This is a genomic window from Mesorhizobium sp. WSM1386 (genome assembly GCF_055901595.1).
The window spans coordinates 3235362-3252717 of record NZ_CM148373.1 but is presented as its reverse complement, the minus strand read 5'-3'; the positions used below and the strand labels follow the sequence as shown (position 1 = coordinate 3252717).

Annotated in this window: 11 protein-coding genes; 9 read left to right on the top strand and 2 right to left on the bottom strand. The window is 64.2% G+C overall.

Translation table 11 applies throughout. From position 1 onward, the window contains the following. Position 1: 1 nt before the first annotated feature. Positions 2-1930: an autotransporter assembly complex protein TamA gene (locus AC0NIH_RS16005; protein ID WP_023777976.1), complete on the bottom strand. Its 1929-nt coding sequence runs from the start codon at positions 1928-1930 to the stop codon at positions 2-4. 282 nt (positions 1931-2212) lie between these two features. On the opposite strand from AC0NIH_RS16005, the gene AC0NIH_RS16000 reads away from it, so the two are divergent. The 7 genes from AC0NIH_RS16000 (at position 2213) to AC0NIH_RS15970 (ending at position 15167) form a co-directional block, all read left to right on the top strand. Then, positions 2213-7711: an alpha-2-macroglobulin family protein gene (locus tag AC0NIH_RS16000; RefSeq protein WP_473469197.1), complete on the top strand. Its 5499-nt coding sequence runs from the start codon at positions 2213-2215 to the stop codon at positions 7709-7711. A 180-nt stretch (positions 7712-7891) separates the two neighbouring features. Further along, positions 7892-9982: a penicillin-binding protein 1C gene (pbpC, locus tag AC0NIH_RS15995; protein WP_473469195.1), complete on the top strand. Its 2091-nt coding sequence runs from the start codon at positions 7892-7894 to the stop codon at positions 9980-9982. 264 nt (positions 9983-10246) lie between these two features. Beyond that, complete coding sequence (locus AC0NIH_RS15990; protein ID WP_287272113.1) at positions 10247-10945, top strand: M15 family metallopeptidase; 699 nt, start codon at positions 10247-10249, stop codon at positions 10943-10945. A gap of 217 nt (positions 10946-11162) precedes the next feature. Further along, a complete protein-coding gene (locus AC0NIH_RS15985) occupies positions 11163-12191 on the top strand; it encodes a sulfate ABC transporter substrate-binding protein (RefSeq protein WP_474025247.1) in 1029 nt (342 codons plus the stop codon). Between the two features lie 78 nt (positions 12192-12269). After that, a complete protein-coding gene (gene cysT / locus AC0NIH_RS15980; RefSeq protein ID WP_352571176.1) occupies positions 12270-13121 on the top strand; it encodes a sulfate ABC transporter permease subunit CysT in 852 nt (283 codons plus the stop codon). Beyond that, positions 13114-13998 (top strand): sulfate ABC transporter permease subunit CysW, encoded by an 885-nt coding sequence (gene cysW / locus AC0NIH_RS15975; protein WP_023765210.1) that lies wholly within the window; start codon positions 13114-13116, stop codon positions 13996-13998. The genes cysT and cysW overlap by 8 nt, the downstream gene beginning before the upstream one ends. 128 nt (positions 13999-14126) lie before the next feature. Then, positions 14127-15167 carry a sulfate/molybdate ABC transporter ATP-binding protein gene (locus tag AC0NIH_RS15970; RefSeq protein WP_286438321.1) on the top strand — a complete coding sequence of 347 codons (1041 nt, stop codon included), beginning with the start codon at positions 14127-14129 and terminating at the stop codon, positions 15165-15167. 9 nt (positions 15168-15176) lie between these two features. On the opposite strand, the gene AC0NIH_RS15965 is transcribed toward AC0NIH_RS15970, so the two are convergent. After that, complete coding sequence (locus AC0NIH_RS15965) at positions 15177-15449, bottom strand: antitoxin (RefSeq protein ID WP_473562706.1); 273 nt, start codon at positions 15447-15449, stop codon at positions 15177-15179. Between the two features lie 204 nt (positions 15450-15653). Between AC0NIH_RS15965 and AC0NIH_RS15960 the strand changes: the two genes are divergently transcribed. Both AC0NIH_RS15960 and AC0NIH_RS15955 read left to right on the top strand, forming a co-directional pair. Next, positions 15654-16640, top strand: coding sequence for a sulfate ABC transporter substrate-binding protein (locus AC0NIH_RS15960; protein WP_473465225.1), 987 nt, complete (start codon positions 15654-15656; stop codon positions 16638-16640). Positions 16641-16894: 254 nt separating this feature from the next. Next, complete coding sequence (locus tag AC0NIH_RS15955) at positions 16895-17344, top strand: RrF2 family transcriptional regulator (protein WP_023768256.1); 450 nt, start codon at positions 16895-16897, stop codon at positions 17342-17344. Positions 17345-17356: the final 12 nt, after the last annotated feature.

The window sequence follows — 17356 nt, the reverse complement described above, 5'->3', positions numbered from 1 at the left end:
GTCAAAACGCCTGGCCAATGCCGGCATAGATGCCGAAACGCGGATCGCCGGGGTCACGGTTGAGCGGCACGGCCGCGTCGATGCGCAGCGGCCCGAACGGCGTCACATATCGCAGGCCGACGCCGGCGCCGACCTTGACGTCGGAGAAGTTGGGAACCGACTTCTCCGATACCGTGCCGGCATCGACGAACGGCACGATGCCGATCGTGTCGGTGATGGCGATGCGCATCTCCACCGAGGTTTCGAAGAAGGACAGGCCGCCGATCGGCTGGCCGGTGAAGTCCTTGGGGCCGATGCCCTGATAGGCATAACCGCGCACCGAGCCGCCACCGCCGGAATAGAAGCGCCGGTCGGCCGGGACGTTCTGCAGGCTGGTGCCGACGATCGAGCCGATCGCGACGCGTTCGGCCAGAACGAATTTCGAAGCCGTATCCAGCGACTGATAGGCCGATCCCTCGCCCTTGAGCTTGAGGAAGGCGGCACCGCTCAGAATATCGTAGCTCGGCTCGGCATAGGCCAGCACCCGGAAGCCCCTGGTCGGGTTCAACCGATTGTCCCTGTTGTCGTAGACATATTGCAGCGGGATGCTGGCGATCAGGTATTTGTGCTTGCCGAAGGCATCGTGGATGCGTGAGTAGTCGAGCGCGAACTCGGCCGACACCGTCTGCTTCTTGGTCAGCTCGTAGGACAGGCCGGTGCTGCCCTTGATCGAGAAATGGTCGTAGGCGTCGGGATGTTCGAGCACCGTCTTGATGCCGGCGAAGAATTTCGACGCCGGGCCGATCACGCCGGGTTTCTCGAACATGATGCCGGCATTGTAGTTCAGCTCGGACAGATCGTTGCTACCGATGCCGCTGATGGCGCCGTCGATGCGCAGCTTCTCGGCGTGACCAAACAGGTTGCGATGCCCCCAATAACCTTCCAGGCCCAGCCCCTCGGTGTTGGAGAAGGTGCCGCCGAGGCCAAAATAACGCGGTTTGCGCTCGCTGACCTGGACGCCGATCGGAATGTTGCCGTCGGCGTCGAGCTTGTCGGCTTCCTTGAACGTCACGCTGTTGAAGACCTCGAGCGCAAGCAGCCTGTCGCGCGCGTCGCTGATCTCCTGCGGCGAGTACTGCTTGCCGCGCTTCAGCCCGGTCATGTATTCGGTGAAGTCGCGGTCGACCTTCTCGGTGCCTTCAACCGTGGTCGCGCCATAGCCGGCGACCGGTCCGGCGGCGACCGTCAGCGTCACGTCGAGCGTCGAGGTGGCATGGTCGGCGACGATCTGCCGGTCGGTCACCGTGGCCAGCGGCCTGCCCTGCTCCTTCAGCGTCCGCACGATCAGCGCCTCGGCCTTCAGCACCGCACCGGACCCGGCGTCGCCGCCCGCGATCAGGCCGTAATCGGCGCTCATCAGACCCGCCGCGTCGCCTTCAAGCCTGATCGTGCCAAGGGTGAATTTGGGGCCGGCGGCGATGTTGACGACCACCGGAATGGGCTGCGGGCCCTTGAATTCGGCGTCCGGCGGCAATTCGTCGAGCGGCTTGCCGTCGATGGTGATGGTGACCACGCCTTCGTAGCGGGCATCGGCATAAAGCGCGGCGACGAGCTGTTCGCGGTCGCTGCGCGCCTTGGCCATCAGCCCAAGCGAGCCCGAGACCGGCCGATCCTCGTCGCTTTTCAGCGCCGAGGCGTTTTCGAGCTTCTTGACGAGATCCTTGTCGGCATCGGGGGCGGAGATGGTCACGGCGTAGCGCAGCGGATCGACGATATCGGCGTCCTCGTCGTTGGAGGAACCCCACAGTTTGATGCCGAAAAGCTCGAACGCAGCCGCGGATCTTGATTCGGCGACCAGCGCGGTCGAGCACATCATGGCGAAAAGCAGGGCGCGCGGAAGCACGCGCCCTGGCGCGATCCTTCCTGACATCTGCCTTTCATGCGCCGGCATTAAAACACCCTAGTTCACAAAACTAAAATTGGAATGAAGTTCTGAAGCGCTCGTAAAGGGGCCACAATCCAATTGTCTGAAATAGGACGGGCTTGGAATTCACACCTTCTGCGTTTCCGCAAGAATGCGTGATCCCCTGTCCTATGGAGATTACTGTCCCGCATACCGGTCCTTGGCCGGAAAATAAACCGTTGGCAGGCGGAACCTGCCGCGTCCGCGCGTTGACAAGCCTGGCTGAAGCTTGAACATGCCCGGACGTCTGCAATTGTCTGGAGGGGTGTTATGGCAATGCGCGCGGCTCGTGGTCTGTCGATTCTTCTGCTTCTCTTCTTTGCCTGGGGCAATGCCCTCGTCTGGAACGACCCCGCGCAAGCGGCCGAAGCGCGCAGAATCGCAACGACCGACAATTCCGACTATTTCGGTTTCGATCTCAGGTCCGACCAGAATGTCACGCTCGACCAATGCAAGACGACGTGCCTTGGCGATCCGGCCTGCCGCGCTTTCACCTACAACACCAAGGCCAAATGGTGCTTTCTCAAATCCGACTACAACCAGATGAAACCGTTCAGCGGCGCCGTCGCCGGCAAGGTCGTCAACATCGACGGCGACCCCGATATCGGCGCGCCGCCGGAACTCGCCTTCTTCCCCAACTGGATGGCCGACCAGGCCCAGCAATACCGCACCAAGCTGCTCGGCCCGGCCTATGACAAGCCGGCCGAGGGCATGGCGGCACTGACGAAGGCCGCCGAACAGGCCGTCCAGACCGGCGACCATCGCTCGGCCATGCTGAAATACGAGGCCGCCGTCTCTGTGATGCCCGACGATGGCCAACTCTGGCTCAACCTGGCGCGCGAAACCTTGGCCGTGCAGCCCACGGCCAGCACCGCGGAAGTCTCCACCTTGCCCATGAACGGCACGTCGGCTGCTTTCAACGCCTATAAGCTCTTGCGCACCACCAAGACGCGCGCCGACGTGCTGGCGCTGCTCGGCAACGGCCTCGACAAGCGCGATCTCTACCGCCCCGCCCTGCAGGCCTATGAAGCCAGTCTTGCGCTGATCGCCTCGCCGGCGGTCCAGGCGGAGTATGCCGACCTCAAGGCGCGCAAGGGTTTCCGCGTCGTCGACCACAGTGTCGATGCCGACACCAGCGCGCCGCGCATCTGCGCTCAGTTTTCCGAGGATCTGGTCAAGACCGGCGTCGACTACGCGCAGTTCGTCACCGTCGACAACGCCCCGCCAAAGGGCGTCGAGGCCAAGGACAAGCAGATCTGCGTCGAAGGCCTCGAACACGGCCAGCACTACGATGTCACCTTCCGCGCCGGCCTGCCGGCGGCGATAGGCGAAGTAACCGCCGCCCCCGTGGTGCTGTCGATCTATGTGCAGGACCGCGCTCCGTCCGCTCGCTTCACCGGCGACAGCTTCGTGCTGCCGGCCGGCGCGCGCCGCGGCATCCCGGTCGTCACCGTCAACATGAACGCCGCCGAGATGAAGCTCTATCGCGTCGGCGACCGGTCGTTGGCGCAGCTTCTGTCGGGCTACCAGTTCCTGCACCAGCTCGACGGCTATGACATCTCCAACATTTCCGAGCAGATGGGCGCGCCGGTCTGGCAGGGCCAGCTCGACATCTCCAACGACCTCAACAAGGAGGTCACCACTTCCTTCCCGGTCGATGAGGCGCTGCCACAACGCAAGCCCGGCGTCTATGTGCTGACCGCCCAGGCCGTCAACGACAAGAGCGACGACTATGGTTCGATGGCCACGCAGTGGTTCGTCGTCTCCGACATCGGCCTGTCGACCTATACCGGCCAGGACGGTCTCAATGTCTTTACCCGCTCGCTGGGCAGTGCCAAGCCGATAGCAGGCGCCGAACTGACGCTGGTTGCCCGAAACAACGAGGTTCTCGGCACCGCGACATCCGATGCCGACGGCCATGCCGTCTTCAACCCCGGCCTGACCCGCGGCGACGGCGGCATGGTGCCGGCAGTGCTGATGGCCAAGCAGGGCGACAATGATTTCGTCTTCCTCGACATGTCCAAGGCCGGCTTCGACCTGTCGGATCGCGGCGTCACCGGACGCGCCGCGCCCGGCGCGCTCGACGTCTATGCCTGGACCGAACGCGGCATCTACCGCGCCGGCGAGGATGTCCATGTCGCCGCCCTTGCCCGCGACGGCGCCGCCAAGGCGGTCGAGAACCTGCCGCTGACCTTCATCTTCTCGCGCCCTGACGGCGTCGAGGACCGACGCATCGTCAGCGACGGCGCCTCGGCCGGCGGCCATGCCGTCGACCTGCCGCTCGAACCCAACGCCATGCGCGGCACCTGGTCGGTGTCGATCTACACCGATCCCAAGCAGCCGGCGGTCGCCAGCCAGATGTTCCTGGTCGAGGATTTCGTGCCGGATCGCATCGAATTCGACATGAAGGCCGACAAGCAGGAGATCGCGCAGGGCGAAACCGCCAACATCAACATCGACGGCCGCTTCCTCTATGGCGCGCCGGCGGCGGGGCTGGCGCTGGAAGGCGAACTGACGCTGTCGACGTCCCGCGACTGGGACCGCTTCCCCGACTTTGCCTTCGGCCTCGCCGACGAGCAGTCGGCCGAGCCCACGGTCACGCCGCTCACCGGTCTGCCGGTGGTTGGCGATGACGGCAAGGCGACCTTCCCGGTCTCCGTCGATCAATTGCCATCGACCACCAAGCTGGTCGACGGCAAGGTGACGGTGCGCATGCGCGAAACCGGCGGCCGTGCCATCGAGCGCTCGCTCAACATCGGCATCCGCCCGCAAGGCCATATGATCGGCATCCGGCCGGATTTCACCGATGGTGAAGTGCCTCAGGGTGGCACTGCGAAGTTCAGCCTGATCGCCGTCGATCCGGACGGCAAGCGCGAGGCGCTGAAAGGCGCGCAGTGGACGCTGGTCAAGGTCGAACGCAATTACCAGTGGTACCGCTCCAACAATTCGTGGAACTACGAGCCGGTCACCTTCACCAAGTCGATCGCCAACGGCCAGGTCGACCTCGGCGCCGATGGCGACGCCACGGTCTCCGTACCGGTGGACTGGGGCCAATACAGGCTCGAAGTCGAGACCTCGGATCCCGAGGGACCGGCGACCAGCTACGAATTCGACGCCGGCTGGTATGTCGCCTCGACCACCACCGAAACCCCCGACGGCCTGGAAATGGCCCTCGACAAGGACAATTATGCCGCCGGCGAAGTGGCCAAGCTGAAAATCTCGCCGCATTTTGCCGGCGAGCTCCTGATCAACATTGGTTCCGACAAGCTCTTGAAGACCATCACGGCGACCGTGCCGGCCGGCGGCAGCACCGTCGACATCCCGGTCGGCGACGACTGGGGTGCCGGTGCCTATGTCACGGCAACCCTGTTCCGGCCGGGCGATGCGCAGGAAACGCGCATGCCGGCCCGCGCCATCGGCGTGAAATGGCTGAAGGTCGATCCGGGCTCGAAGAAGCTCGCCATCACCTTGACGCCGCCGGACAAGACCATGCCGCGCCAGCAGCTGTCGATTCCGGTTTCCGTGGCCGGCGTGCAGCCAGGCAGCAATGCCTATGTCATGGTTGCCGCCGTCGATGTCGGCATCCTCAACCTGACCAACTACAAGGCGCCGGATCCCGAGAACTGGTTCTTCGGCCAGCGCATGCTGGGCATGGAAATCCGTGACATCTATGGTCGCCTGATCGACGGCTCGCTGGGCACCACCGGCAAGCTCAGGACCGGCGGTGACGGCGCCAACATGCAAGCGCAAGGCAGCCCGCCCACTGAAAAGCTGGTTGCCTTCTTCTCCGGCCCGGTCGAGCTCGACGCCGACGGCAAGGCACGGATCGACTTCGACATCCCGCAGTTCAACGGCACCGTGCGCGTCATGGCCGTCGCCTGGACCAAGGATGCGGTCGGTCAGGCCCAGTCGGATGTCATCGTGCGCGATCCCATAGTCATCACCGCCGGCCTGCCGCGCTTCCTGGCGCCTGGCGATGACGCCGTCATGCGGCTCGACGTGGCCGACACCGACGGCCCGGCCGGTGACTATGCGCTGTCGATCGACACGACAGGCGACCTGTCGACCGGCGACAAGCCCCTGCCCCAGAAGCTGACGCTCGCCCAGGGCAAGCGCCAGACGCTGACCGTGCCGCTGATCGCAAAGACGGCAGGCAACGCCTCGCTTACCATCAAGCTCGCCCATGCCGACGGCACCAAGGTCGAGCAGACGCTCTATGTGCCGGTGCGTCCGGCGCAATTGCCTATCACCACACGCCTCGTGGTCGACCTCAAGGGCAATGGCGGCGCGCTGCGCGTCGACAAGGAACTGTTGGCGGCAAGCCTGCTCGACGGCGCTTCCGTCAGCGTTGGCGTTTCTCAAGCCGCGGCCTTCGACGTGCCCTCGCTCTTGATGACGCTCGACCGCTACCCCTATGGCTGCGCCGAGCAGACGACCAGCCGGGCCATGCCGCTTCTCTATGTCAATGACATGGCATCGGGCATCGGCATGCAAAGCGACCCCGATCTGCATGGCCGCATCCAGGATGCCATCTACAAGGTCCTGAGCTATCAGTCCTCGAGCGGCAGCTTCGGCCTTTGGGGTCCTGGCTCCGGTGATCTGTGGCTCGACGCCTATGTCAGCGAGTTCCTGACCAGGGCGCGCGAGCAGAAATACGACGTGCCGGCGCTGGCCATGAACCAGGCGCTGAGCAATCTGCAGAACTCGCTCGGCTACGACCAGAGCGTACAGGACCGCGGCAGCGAGATCGCCTACGCCCTCTACGTCCTGGCCCGCAACAAGAAAGCCTCGATCGGCGACCTGCGCTACTACGCGGATACCCAGCTCGAAGCCTTCTCGAGCCCGATGGCCGTTGCCCAGCTGGCGGCGAGCCTGGCGCTCTACGGCGACACCCAGCGCTCGGAAGCGACGTTCAAGACCGCGCTGCAGCTCGCCAAGTCGGCGACCGACTACGACTACTACCGCTCCGATTACGGCTCGCCATTGCGTGACGGCGCGGCGATGCTGGCGCTGGCGGCGGAATCGAAACCGGTGTCGACGATCGTGCCCGAGCTGATCAGGCTGGTGACCAGGGAACGCGCCGAAGCCCGCTGGACCAGCACCCAGGACGATTCCTGGATGCTGCTGGCGGCCCGCGCGCTGAAGGAGGGCAATGATTCGATCACGCTGACCGTCAATGGTGCGCCGCATTCGGGCGGCTACTCCAACCAGGTCAACGGCTCCGAGCTGGCCGACAGCCCGCTCGAAATCGCCAACACCGGCACGACCCCGCTGCAGGCCGTCGTCACCACCGTGGCGTCGCCGATCGAACCTCTGCCGGCCGGCGGCGACGGCTTCACCGTCAGCCGCACCTACTACAAACTCGATGGCACCGAAGCCAATGTCACCGAGGCCACCCAGAACGAACGCTATGTCGTCGTGCTCAAGGTCACCGAACAGAACAGCTGGCCGTCGCGCCTGCTGGTCACCGACCTTCTGCCGGCCGGCTTCGAGATCGACAATCCCGGCCTGGTCTCCAGCGCGCAATTGTCGAACTTCTCCTGGCTCGCACAGACCGACGCCGCCCACCTCGAATTCCGCGACGACCGTTTCGTCGCGGCATTCAATCCGGCCGACGGCGACCACGACCACAATCTGACGCTCGCCTATGTCGTGCGCGCCGTGACGCCGGGCACCTACGCCCATCCGGCCGCAACGGTGGAGGACATGTACCGGCCGCAATATTCGGCCCGCACCGCCACCGGCATGATGGAGATCAAGGCGCCGTAAGGCGCCGATGGTGGCGATCATGAAAATGGCGATTGCGCTCATGACAGCGTCCTTCTCCCCGTCTCTATACGGGGAGGTGAGCCGTGGTCCGCGCAGCGGACGAAAAGCCAATTGCTTGGCTTTTCGAACGGCGAACGCCCGAAGGGCCGTCGTGCCGGCAGGCGGATGAGGGGCAGCGCCATGCTCTCAAGAAAATTCGTCCGCCGCACCGCCATCGCCGCAGCTTCCTGCGCCGGCGTCCTCGCTCTCGCCGCAGCCACCCTCTGGGAACTCGACCGCGCCTTCCCGCCCCCACTCCCGGCGGAACTCACGGTCTCCACAGAAGTCCAGGACCGCGACGGCCAGCTGTTGCGCGCCTTCGCCACGCCGGACGGCTACTGGCGGCTCGAAACCCGGCTCGACCAGGTCGACAAGCAGTTCGTCGATATGCTGGTGACCTATGAGGACAAGCGTTTCTGGGACCATGAGGGTATCGACGTGCTGGCGCTGGCGCGTGCCGCCGGCCAGTTCGCCACCAGCGGCCACATCGTCTCCGGCGGCTCGACGCTGTCGATGCAGCTTGCCCGGCTGATCGAGCCGCGCGAAAGCCGCAGCCTTGGCTCCAAGATCAAGCAGATGCTGCGCGCCATCCAGATCGAGCGGCGGCTGTCCAAGCGCGAGATCCTCGAACGCTATCTCACGCTGGCACCCTATGGCGGCAACCTCGAAGGGGTGCGCGCCGCCTCGCTCGCCTATTTCGGCAAGGAGCCGAAGCGGCTGAGCGTTTCCGAGGCCGCCCTGCTCGTCGCCCTTCCTCAATTGCCGGAAAAGCGACGGCCCGATCGCAACCTCGGGATTGCCCACGCCGCCCGCGACCGCGTGCTGACCCGCATGGTCTCGTCGGGGCTGCTCGGTGAACGCGAGGCCGCGCGCGCCGCTTTGGACGATGTGTCGGGCCTGCGCCGCACCTTGCCGGCGCTCGCCGCGCATGCCGCCTATGCGCTGCTGCCCAAGGCGGTTCCCGGCCAGCCGCTGAAACTGACGATCCGCAAAAGCGTGCAGGAAGGCCTGGAACAGGTGGCCAGGGATGCCGCCACCAGGCTCGGCCCGCGTCTCTCCGTCGCCATGGTGCTGGCCGATGCCCGCACCGGCGACATTCTGGGCGAAGTCGGCTCGGCCAATTTCTTCGACGCCAGCCGCTCCGGCTGGATCGACATGACCAAGGTCGTGCGGTCGCCCGGTTCGACGCTGAAGCCATTCATCTATGGCCTTGCCTTCGAGCAGGGGCTGGTGGCGCAGGAAACGCTGATCGAGGACAGCCCGGTCGATTTCGGCGGCTACCGGCCGAAGAACTTCGACATGGGTTACCAGGGCGATGTCAGCATCCGCCAGGCGCTGCAACTGTCGCTCAACGTGCCGGCGATCCGTGTGCTCGATGCGGTCGGGCCGGCGCGGCTGACGGCGCGCTTCCGCCAGGCCGGCGTGAACCCCATCCTGCCGGTCAACCAGGCGCCGGGCCTGGCCATCGGCCTCGGCGGCGTTGGCGTCACGCTCCGCGATCTGGTCCAGCTCTATACGGGGCTCGCCAATGGCGGCAAGACGCACACGTTGCGTGACGGCACCGAGCCGGCCAATGCCGAAAGCGCGACCACCACCATCCTCAACGACCAGGCGAACTGGCAGATCATCGACATATTGTCCAGCGTCAAGCCGCCCGAGGGCGCCTTGCAGCGCGGCATCGCCTATAAGACCGGCACCTCCTACGGCTACCGCGACGCCTGGTCGGTGGGCTTCGACGGCCGCTATGTGCTGGGCGTCTGGGTCGGCCGGCCCGATGCCGGCGCGGTACCGGGCCTCTCCGGCTACGTCTCGGCGGCTCCCATCCTGTTCGAAGGCTTTGTCCGCTCGGGCCTTGCCACGGTGCCGTTGCCGGGCAAGCCGCCGGGCGTTTTCAGCCCCAAGCGCGAGGATCTGCCGGTGACGCTCGCCCGCTTCGGAGCCGGCGCGGACGGCCTGGTGCAGGCGGCACCGACCGAACCAGCGCCGACCATCATCTTCCCGCCGAATGGCGCGCGCGTCGATCTCGGCACCAACTCGGCCGATGCATCGCCGCTGGTGCTGAAACTGCAGGGCGGCCGCGCGCCGTTCCGCTGGCTGGCCAACGGCAAACCGCTGGTGGGCATCGACCGCCGCCGCACCGCGACCTGGCAACCGGACGGCGCTGGTTATTCGACGCTGACCGTGATCGACGCGGCGGGGCGGGCGGCGAGTGTGAAGGTATTCGTTGAATAGACCGAGCCAAACGATTCATAGAATTGGTCTTCTGAAAACTCAGCGAATAGCGAGATATACCTTCTGATGCTAGTCGCGAGGCGCCCCCCTCTGTCCTGCCGGACATCTCCCCCTCAAGGAGGGAGATTGGATGTCCTTGCCGCTTTCGCCAATTATCGATGGTTGAGCAAGACGCCAAAGCTGCCAATCTCCCCCCTTGCGGGGGAGATGTCCGGCAGGACAGAGGGGGGCGCCTCGCCCAAGCCTCGACTGCCAGTAGCCTCAATGCTGGCAGCAATCCTCGTCGCGACAATCCCTCTCCCCGCACACGCCGGCCCCCTCCCCGCTGGTTTCGTCCGGCTCGCCGATGTCGATCCCACCATCGGCCAGGACATCCGCTACGCCGGCCACGAGAACTTCCTTCACCGCAAGGCGAGCGGCTATGAAGCGCCCGTCTGCATCCTGACCGAACAGGCAGCAAACGCACTCTCCGGCGTCCAGAAGGCAATTGCCGCCGATGGCCTGACGCTGGTCGTCTTCGACTGCTACCGCCCGGCGCAGGCCGTCACAGACATGGGCAAATGGACCAGAGAGGGCGGACCACCCGATCCGCAATGGTATCCGAAGCTCAAGCGTAGCGACCTCATCGCCAAGGGCTATGTCGGTGAACTGTCCAGCCATTCGCGTGGCTCGACGCTCGACGTCGCCATCGCGCGAGCCGACGGTCCGTCCGCGTCGAAACCGGCCTGCGGCGCCATCGATGCGGTTACACTCGATTTCGGCACCGGCTTCGATTGTTTCGATCCGTTGAGCGAGACGTCGCACCGCCCGCTCGGCCGCGAAGCGGCGGCAAACCGCAAATTGCTTGTCGATGCCATGCGCGCCGGCGGCTTCAAGAACTATGCCCGCGAATGGTGGCACTTTACGTTGGCGAATGAACCATTCCCGATCCAGCGCTTCGATTTTCCGGTCAGCGCCAGGTAACTTGCCGGATCGTCCAAAGCGCTCTTGCCTAGCCACCATGCATCTCTAGATAGCCGGATGGCGGGGATCAGAGGGCCTTGAGCGTCGAGAGGAAGAAATTTCTCCGCAGCCCGAAATCTCATCTAATATTTTCTCCAGGAGGACGAAAAAGGCAACATTCAATGCATCTAATTTCTATCAATTCGGTAGATTTGGCGCGGGTTCAACGGAGGCAGAAATGACCAAACCTCATTTCAAGAAACTGCTCGGCGTACTGGTCGCCGCATCTGTCCAGTTCGGCACGCTCGGTTTCGCGTTTGCCGACACCACCATTCTCAACGTGTCCTACGATCCGACACGCGAGCTCTACAAGGCCTATGACGAGGCCTTCGTCGCGCACTGGAAGGCCGAGACCGGCGAGACGGTCACCATCCAGCAGTCGCATGGCGGATCGGGCGCCCAGGCGCGCGCCGTGATCGACGGCCTCGAGGCCGATGTGGTGACGCTGGCGCTCGAGGGCGACATCAACGCCATCGCCTCGAAGTCGAAGAAGATCAATCCCGACTGGCGCAAGAAATTCGAAAACAATTCGGCGCCCTACACCTCGACCATCATCTTCCTGGTCCGCAAGGGCAATCCCAAGGGCATCCACGACTGGAACGACCTCGTCAAGGACGGCACCCAGGTGATCACGCCCAACCCCAAGACCTCCGGCGGCGCCCGCTGGAACTATCTGGCGGCCTGGGCTTACGCCAACGCCAACGATGGCGGCGACGAAGCCAAAACCAAGGCATTCGTCGGCAAGCTCTATGCCAATGCCCCGGTGCTCGACACCGGCGCGCGCGGCTCGACCGTGACCTTCGCGCAAAAGGGCATCGGCGACGTGCTGATCGGCTGGGAAAACGACGCCTATCTGGCGCTCGATGAGTTCGGCGCCGACAATTTCGAGATCGTCTATCCGCCGACATCGATCCTGGCCGAGCCGCCGGTGGCGATCGTCGATGCCAATGTCGATGCCAAGGGCACGCGCAAGGTCGCCGAAGCCTATCTCGGCTGGCTCTATTCCAAGGAAGGCCAGACCATCATCGCCAAGAACCATTATCGTCCGGCCAAGCCCGAACTGGTGGCGCCGGCGGATCTGCCCAAGACCCCCGATATCAAGCTGATCTCCATCGACGATCCGCTTTTCGGCGGCTGGAAGAAGGCACAGCCTTATCATTTCGGCGACGGTGGTATATTCGACCAGATCTACAAGCCGGCCCAGTGAGGTTCGGTAGTGCCGAAGAAGCCCGCGAATGGGCTTCTTCGAAGTCTGGCTGAGTAAGAAGGGACGATCCAGAACTCCATGACCACAGCACCCGCGCAGGCGGGGTGGCGGTTCAGGCAGCCGAGCGTCATTCCGGGTTTCGGATTGACGCTCGGCTTGTCGCTTGCCTACCTCACCCTCATCATCCTCATCCCGCTGTCCGGGCTGATCTGGCGCTCGGCCGCGCTTGGCTGGACCGATTTCTGGGCGATCGCCACCGACCGCCGCACCATCAACGCGCTGGAGATCAGCTTCGGCACCGCCTTTGTCGCGGCGATCGTCAATGTCGTCTTCGGCACGCTGGTCGCCTGGGTGCTGGTGCGCTACCGCTTTCCCGGCCGCCGCATCGTCGATGCCATGGTCGACCTGCCCTTCGCCCTGCCGACCGCGGTCGCCGGCATCGCGCTGACCACGCTCTATGCGCCGAACGGCTGGATCGGCAAGCTCCTGATGCCGCTCGGCATCAAGGTCGCCTACACGCCGCTCGGCATCGTCATCGCCCTGGTCTTCATCGGCCTGCCCTTCGTCGTGCGCACCGTGCAGCCGATCATGGAAGAGATCGACAAGGAGGTCGAGGAAGCCGCCGCCACGCTTGGCGCCAGCCGCTTCCAGATCATCACCCGCGTGCTGTTCCCGGGCCTGGCGCCGGCCATCATCACCGGCTTTTCGCTGGCCTTTGCCCGCGGCGTCGGCGAATACGGCTCGGTCATCTTCATCGCCGGCAATTTGCCTTACAAATCCGAGATCGCGCCGCTTTTGATCGTCATCCGGCTCGAGGAATACAACTATCCGGCGGCGACCGCGATCGCGGCGATCATGCTGGCTCTGTCGTTCGTCATGCTTCTGGTCGTCAATCTGGTGCAGACATGGAGCCGCAAGCGCTATGGCTGATCCCGAAATCAAATCCTGGGAACCCTACCATGAGAGCCGCTCGGCGGCGGTGACCGAAAGCCGCCCGGCGCAGGCCGTGCTGATGGCGATCGCCTTTGCCTTCCTCGGCGTCTTCCTGCTCTTGCCGCTGATCATCGTCTTCCATGAGGCGCTGGCGAAAGGCGTCGGTGCCTATACGCAGGCCCTGGGCGAAGCGGATGCGCGCTCGGCCATCCACCTGACATTGCTGGTCGCCGCGATCTCGGTGCCGCTCAATGTCGTCTTCGGCATCTCCGCCGCCTGGGCGATCGCCAAGTTCGAATTCAAGGGCAAGGCCTTCCTGACCACGCTGATCGACCTGCCCTTCTCGGTCTCGCCGGTGATCTCGGGCCTGGTCTATGTGCTTTTGTTCGGCGCGCAAGGGTTGCTCGGCGAGTGGCTGAAGGGACATGGCATCCAGATCCTGTTCGCCGTGCCGGGCATTGTGCTGGCCACCGTCTTCGTCACCTTCCCGTTCGTCGCCCGCGAGCTGATCCCGCTGATGCAGGAACAGGGCAATGGCGATGAGGAGGCAGCGCTTTCGCTCGGCGCCAATGGCTGGCAGACCTTCTGGTTCGTCACCTTGCCGAACGTCAAATGGGGCCTGCTCTATGGCGTGCTGTTGTGCAATGCGCGCGCCATGGGCGAATTCGGCGCGGTGTCGGTGGTGTCGGGCCATATACGCGGCCTGACCAACACCATGCCGCTGCATGTCGAAATCCTCTACAACGAGTACAACGCTGTCGGCGCCTTCGCCGTCGCCTCGTTGCTGGCCGGGCTGGCGCTGGTCACGCTGGTCTTGAAAACACTGCTCGAGATGCGCTACGGCGCCGAACTCGCCGCGACGCGCGGGCATTGACAATGCATGTCGCCCAAAAGTGGAATCCGGTTTTGGGGCAACGACATGCATGAACCAAAAGATATGTCGCCCAAAAGTGGGAACCGGTTTTGGGCTGAAGACATGCATCCATTACAAAGGGGCTGTTGATGGAAGTTCGCGTTGCCAATGTGCGCAAGGAATTCGAGCGGTTTCCCGCGCTCCACGACGTGTCGCTCGACATCAAGTCGGGCGAGTTGATCGCGTTGCTGGGGCCGTCCGGCTCCGGCAAGACGACGCTGCTCAGGCTGATCGCCGGGCTGGAGCGGCCGACGCGGGGAAAGATCTTCTTCGGCGACGAGGACGCCTCGCAGAGATCGATCCAGGAGCGCAATGTCGGCTTCGTCTTCCAGCACTATGCGCTGTTCCGGCACATGACGGTGGCCGACAATATCGGCTTCGGCCTCAAGGTCCGGCACGGGCCATCGCGGCCGCCGGCGCGGGAAATCCGCCGCCGCGCCTCCGAGCTTCTCGATCTCGTCCAGCTCTCGGGCCTGGAAAAGCGCTATCCGGCACAACTCTCCGGCGGCCAGCGCCAGCGGGTGGCGCTGGCACGCGCCATGGCGATCGAGCCCAAGGTGCTCTTGCTCGACGAGCCGTTCGGCGCCCTCGATGCGCAGGTGCGGCGTGAACTGCGCCGTTGGCTGCGCGAGATCCATGATGCCACCGGCCACACCACCGTCTTCGTCACCCACGACCAGGAAGAGGCGCTGGAGCTTGCCGACCGCGTCGTGGTGATGAGCCAGGGCCGCATCGAGCAGGTCGGCACCGCCGACGACATCTACGACACGCCGAACTCGCCCTTCGTCTACGGCTTCATCGGCGAATCGAGCTCGCTCCCCGTCAAGGTCGAGAACGGCGAGATCTGGCTCGCCGACCGTCCGATCGGTCTTGCCGCGCCGCACGCGCCAAAAGGCGAGGCGACGCTCTATTTCCGCCCGCACGATGTCGAACTGCTGGACGGCTGCAGCGGCTGTATCGCCGGCACGGTGGCCGCCAGCCGCCGCGTCGCCGGCACGCGGCGCGTCGAGCTCGAGATCGGCGGCGAACGCCGGCGGGTCGAGATCGAGTTGCCGGTCGATCACCCGGCGGCGCAGAAGAGCCGGGTGGCTTTCCGGCCGGGGCGTTGGAAGCTGTTCCCGGCCGCTTGATCCCTAGGGTCAGGCGCTATTGTGCACAGGCGGATCGTTAATCGCGGGAAAGTCGTCTTCAGGGCCGAGCGGTGGCTCTTTCGCCCATTGGGCGAGCAGCGCGGTAAGCCCGGCTTTGACAAGGCGGTTGCCTTCGCGACTGACCATAACCTTACCGCCGGGCAGCCCGAACTCGACAGGAATGCGCACCGCCTGGCCGCAGTTGTTGCGGGACAGTTTCGCCTCCTTCGGTGGCGTTGTTGAATGACCATGCCGGGGCATGATTGCCTCCTTGTATGCCATTTGTAAATGCTGCCCGACGCTGCAATGCAAGAAGGTAGAAACCGAAGGCAAGAGGGGGCTGACTGGAACAGAATTCCAATGAAAGGCGTTTCTGACGATGTATTTTCGCACAGCAATGCCATCGGTCGCCTCGCATGCCTCGCCGCGCACCGTGCGTCGCGGCTATGGTCGGGCTATTACCGCATTGCATCGGAGCCTGTTTTCATGAAGCGATTTTTCCTTGGCGTTGCCACCGTCGCCGGCCTGTTCCTCGCATCCTCCCAAGCGTGGTCGGCCGACAAGCTGCTCAACGCCTCCTATGATGTTGGCCGCGAACTGTTCGCCCAGGTCAACAAGGCCTTCGTCGAGAAACATCCGGGCGTCGCCATCGACCAGTCGCATGCCGGCACCTCGGCGCAGGCGCGCGCCATCGCCGAAGGCCTCGGCGCCGATGTCGTCACCTTCAATCAGGTCACCGACGTCGATTTTCTGGTCAAGAAGAACCTCGTCTCGGCCGACTGGCAGAAGGACTTTCCCGACAACGCCTCGCCTTTCTATTCGCTGCCTTCGTTTCTCGTCCGCGCGGGCAACCCCAAGCACATCAAGGACTGGAATGATCTGGTGCGCGACGACGTGCAGGTGATCTTCCCCAACCCGAAGACGTCGGGCAATGCGCGCTACACCTATCTGGCGGCAACCGCCTACGCCAAGGAAGCCTTCAAGGGCGACGACGCCAAGGTGAAGGAGTTCATCGCCAAGCTGTTCAACAACGTGCCGATCTTCGACACTGGCGGCCGCGCCGCGACCACCACCTTCGTGCAGCGCGAGATCGGGGACGTGCTGATCACCTTCGAGTCCGAAACACGCGGCATCCGCAAGGAGTATGGCGACGACAAGTTCGAGCAGGTCACGCCTTCGGTCAGCCTGCTTGCCGAATTCCCGGTTGCGATCGTCGACAAGGTCGCCGACGAGCACGGCACGCGCGATCTGGCCAAGACCTATCTCGACTTCCTCTACACGCCCGAAGGCCAGGATATCGCCGCCCGCAACGGCCTGCGGACCCGCGATGCGGCCGTGGCCGCCAAATACAAGGCCGATTTCCCCGATATCCGCCTGCTGACAGTGGAAGATGTGTTCGGCGGCTGGGACAAGATCCAGAAAGAACACTTCGCGGCCGGCGGCCTGCTCGACCAGGCCTATGGCAGCCGCTGACGGTTACAGGATCTGAACGCGATGAAAGAGCCGGCGCCTTGCCGGCTTTTTCGTTTTTGCGCCGGCGAGCCGGTTTCCAGCACAATATCGGCGACCTTCGTGCAAAACGTTACAAAGAATCAACGCGTTTGTGCCTAACGTGCCATTTGGCGTCTTGTTGTCGCCAAATACTGTCGCGCGGCGATACCGTCATTATTTGCACACAAACAGCCGCCAGATGCGGGTGGTTGGGGCTTCAATGGGTTGATCAGGGCATGCTGACAAAAAAAGGCAAATACGGCCTCAAGGCCCTCGTTCATCTTTCCAGTCTTCCGGTCGGCCAATTGGCCTTCGTCAACGACATCGCGGTCGCCAACAACATCCCGAAGAAATTCCTCGATGCCATCCTGGGCGAATTGCGCAATGCCGGCTTCGTCCAGAGCCGCAAGGGCAAGGAAGGCGGCTACCGCCTCGCCCGCCCGGCCTCCGAGATCAAGATCGGCCATGTCGTGCGCGTCCTCGACGGGCCGCTGGCGCCGATACCCTGCGCCAGCCGTACGCAGTACCAGCGTTGCGAGGATTGCGACGAGGCGACCTGCCAGGTCCGGCACATGATGCTGGAGGTGCGCCAGGCGATCGCCGAGGTGCTGGACAACCGCAGCCTCGCTGCCATGCGCGATGCCGACAACGATGATTTCCCGGTCGAGTTGACGTCGCAGATCTAGGCCACGGCCTGA

What these genes read in the sequence shown, in the direction of transcription:
- AC0NIH_RS15960 (WP_473465225.1), top strand. Translation starts at nt 15,654, where the DNA reads ATGAAGCGATTTTTCCTTGGCGTTGCCACCGTCGCCGGCCTGTTCCTC.
- AC0NIH_RS15955 (WP_023768256.1), top strand. Translation starts at nt 16,895, where the DNA reads ATGCTGACAAAAAAAGGCAAATACGGCCTCAAGGCCCTCGTTCATCTT.
- cysW (WP_023765210.1), top strand. Translation starts at nt 13,114, where the DNA reads ATGGCTGATCCCGAAATCAAATCCTGGGAACCCTACCATGAGAGCCGC.
- AC0NIH_RS15985 (WP_474025247.1), top strand. Translation starts at nt 11,163, where the DNA reads ATGACCAAACCTCATTTCAAGAAACTGCTCGGCGTACTGGTCGCCGCA.
- AC0NIH_RS16005 (WP_023777976.1), bottom strand. Translation starts at nt 1,930, where the DNA reads ATGCCGGCGCATGAAAGGCAGATGTCAGGAAGGATCGCGCCAGGGCGC.
- cysT (WP_352571176.1), top strand. Translation starts at nt 12,270, where the DNA reads ATGACCACAGCACCCGCGCAGGCGGGGTGGCGGTTCAGGCAGCCGAGC.
- pbpC (WP_473469195.1), top strand. Translation starts at nt 7,892, where the DNA reads ATGCTCTCAAGAAAATTCGTCCGCCGCACCGCCATCGCCGCAGCTTCC.
- AC0NIH_RS16000 (WP_473469197.1), top strand. Translation starts at nt 2,213, where the DNA reads ATGGCAATGCGCGCGGCTCGTGGTCTGTCGATTCTTCTGCTTCTCTTC.
- AC0NIH_RS15990 (WP_287272113.1), top strand. Translation starts at nt 10,247, where the DNA reads ATGCTGGCAGCAATCCTCGTCGCGACAATCCCTCTCCCCGCACACGCC.
- AC0NIH_RS15965 (WP_473562706.1), bottom strand. Translation starts at nt 15,449, where the DNA reads ATGGCATACAAGGAGGCAATCATGCCCCGGCATGGTCATTCAACAACG.
- AC0NIH_RS15970 (WP_286438321.1), top strand. Translation starts at nt 14,127, where the DNA reads ATGGAAGTTCGCGTTGCCAATGTGCGCAAGGAATTCGAGCGGTTTCCC.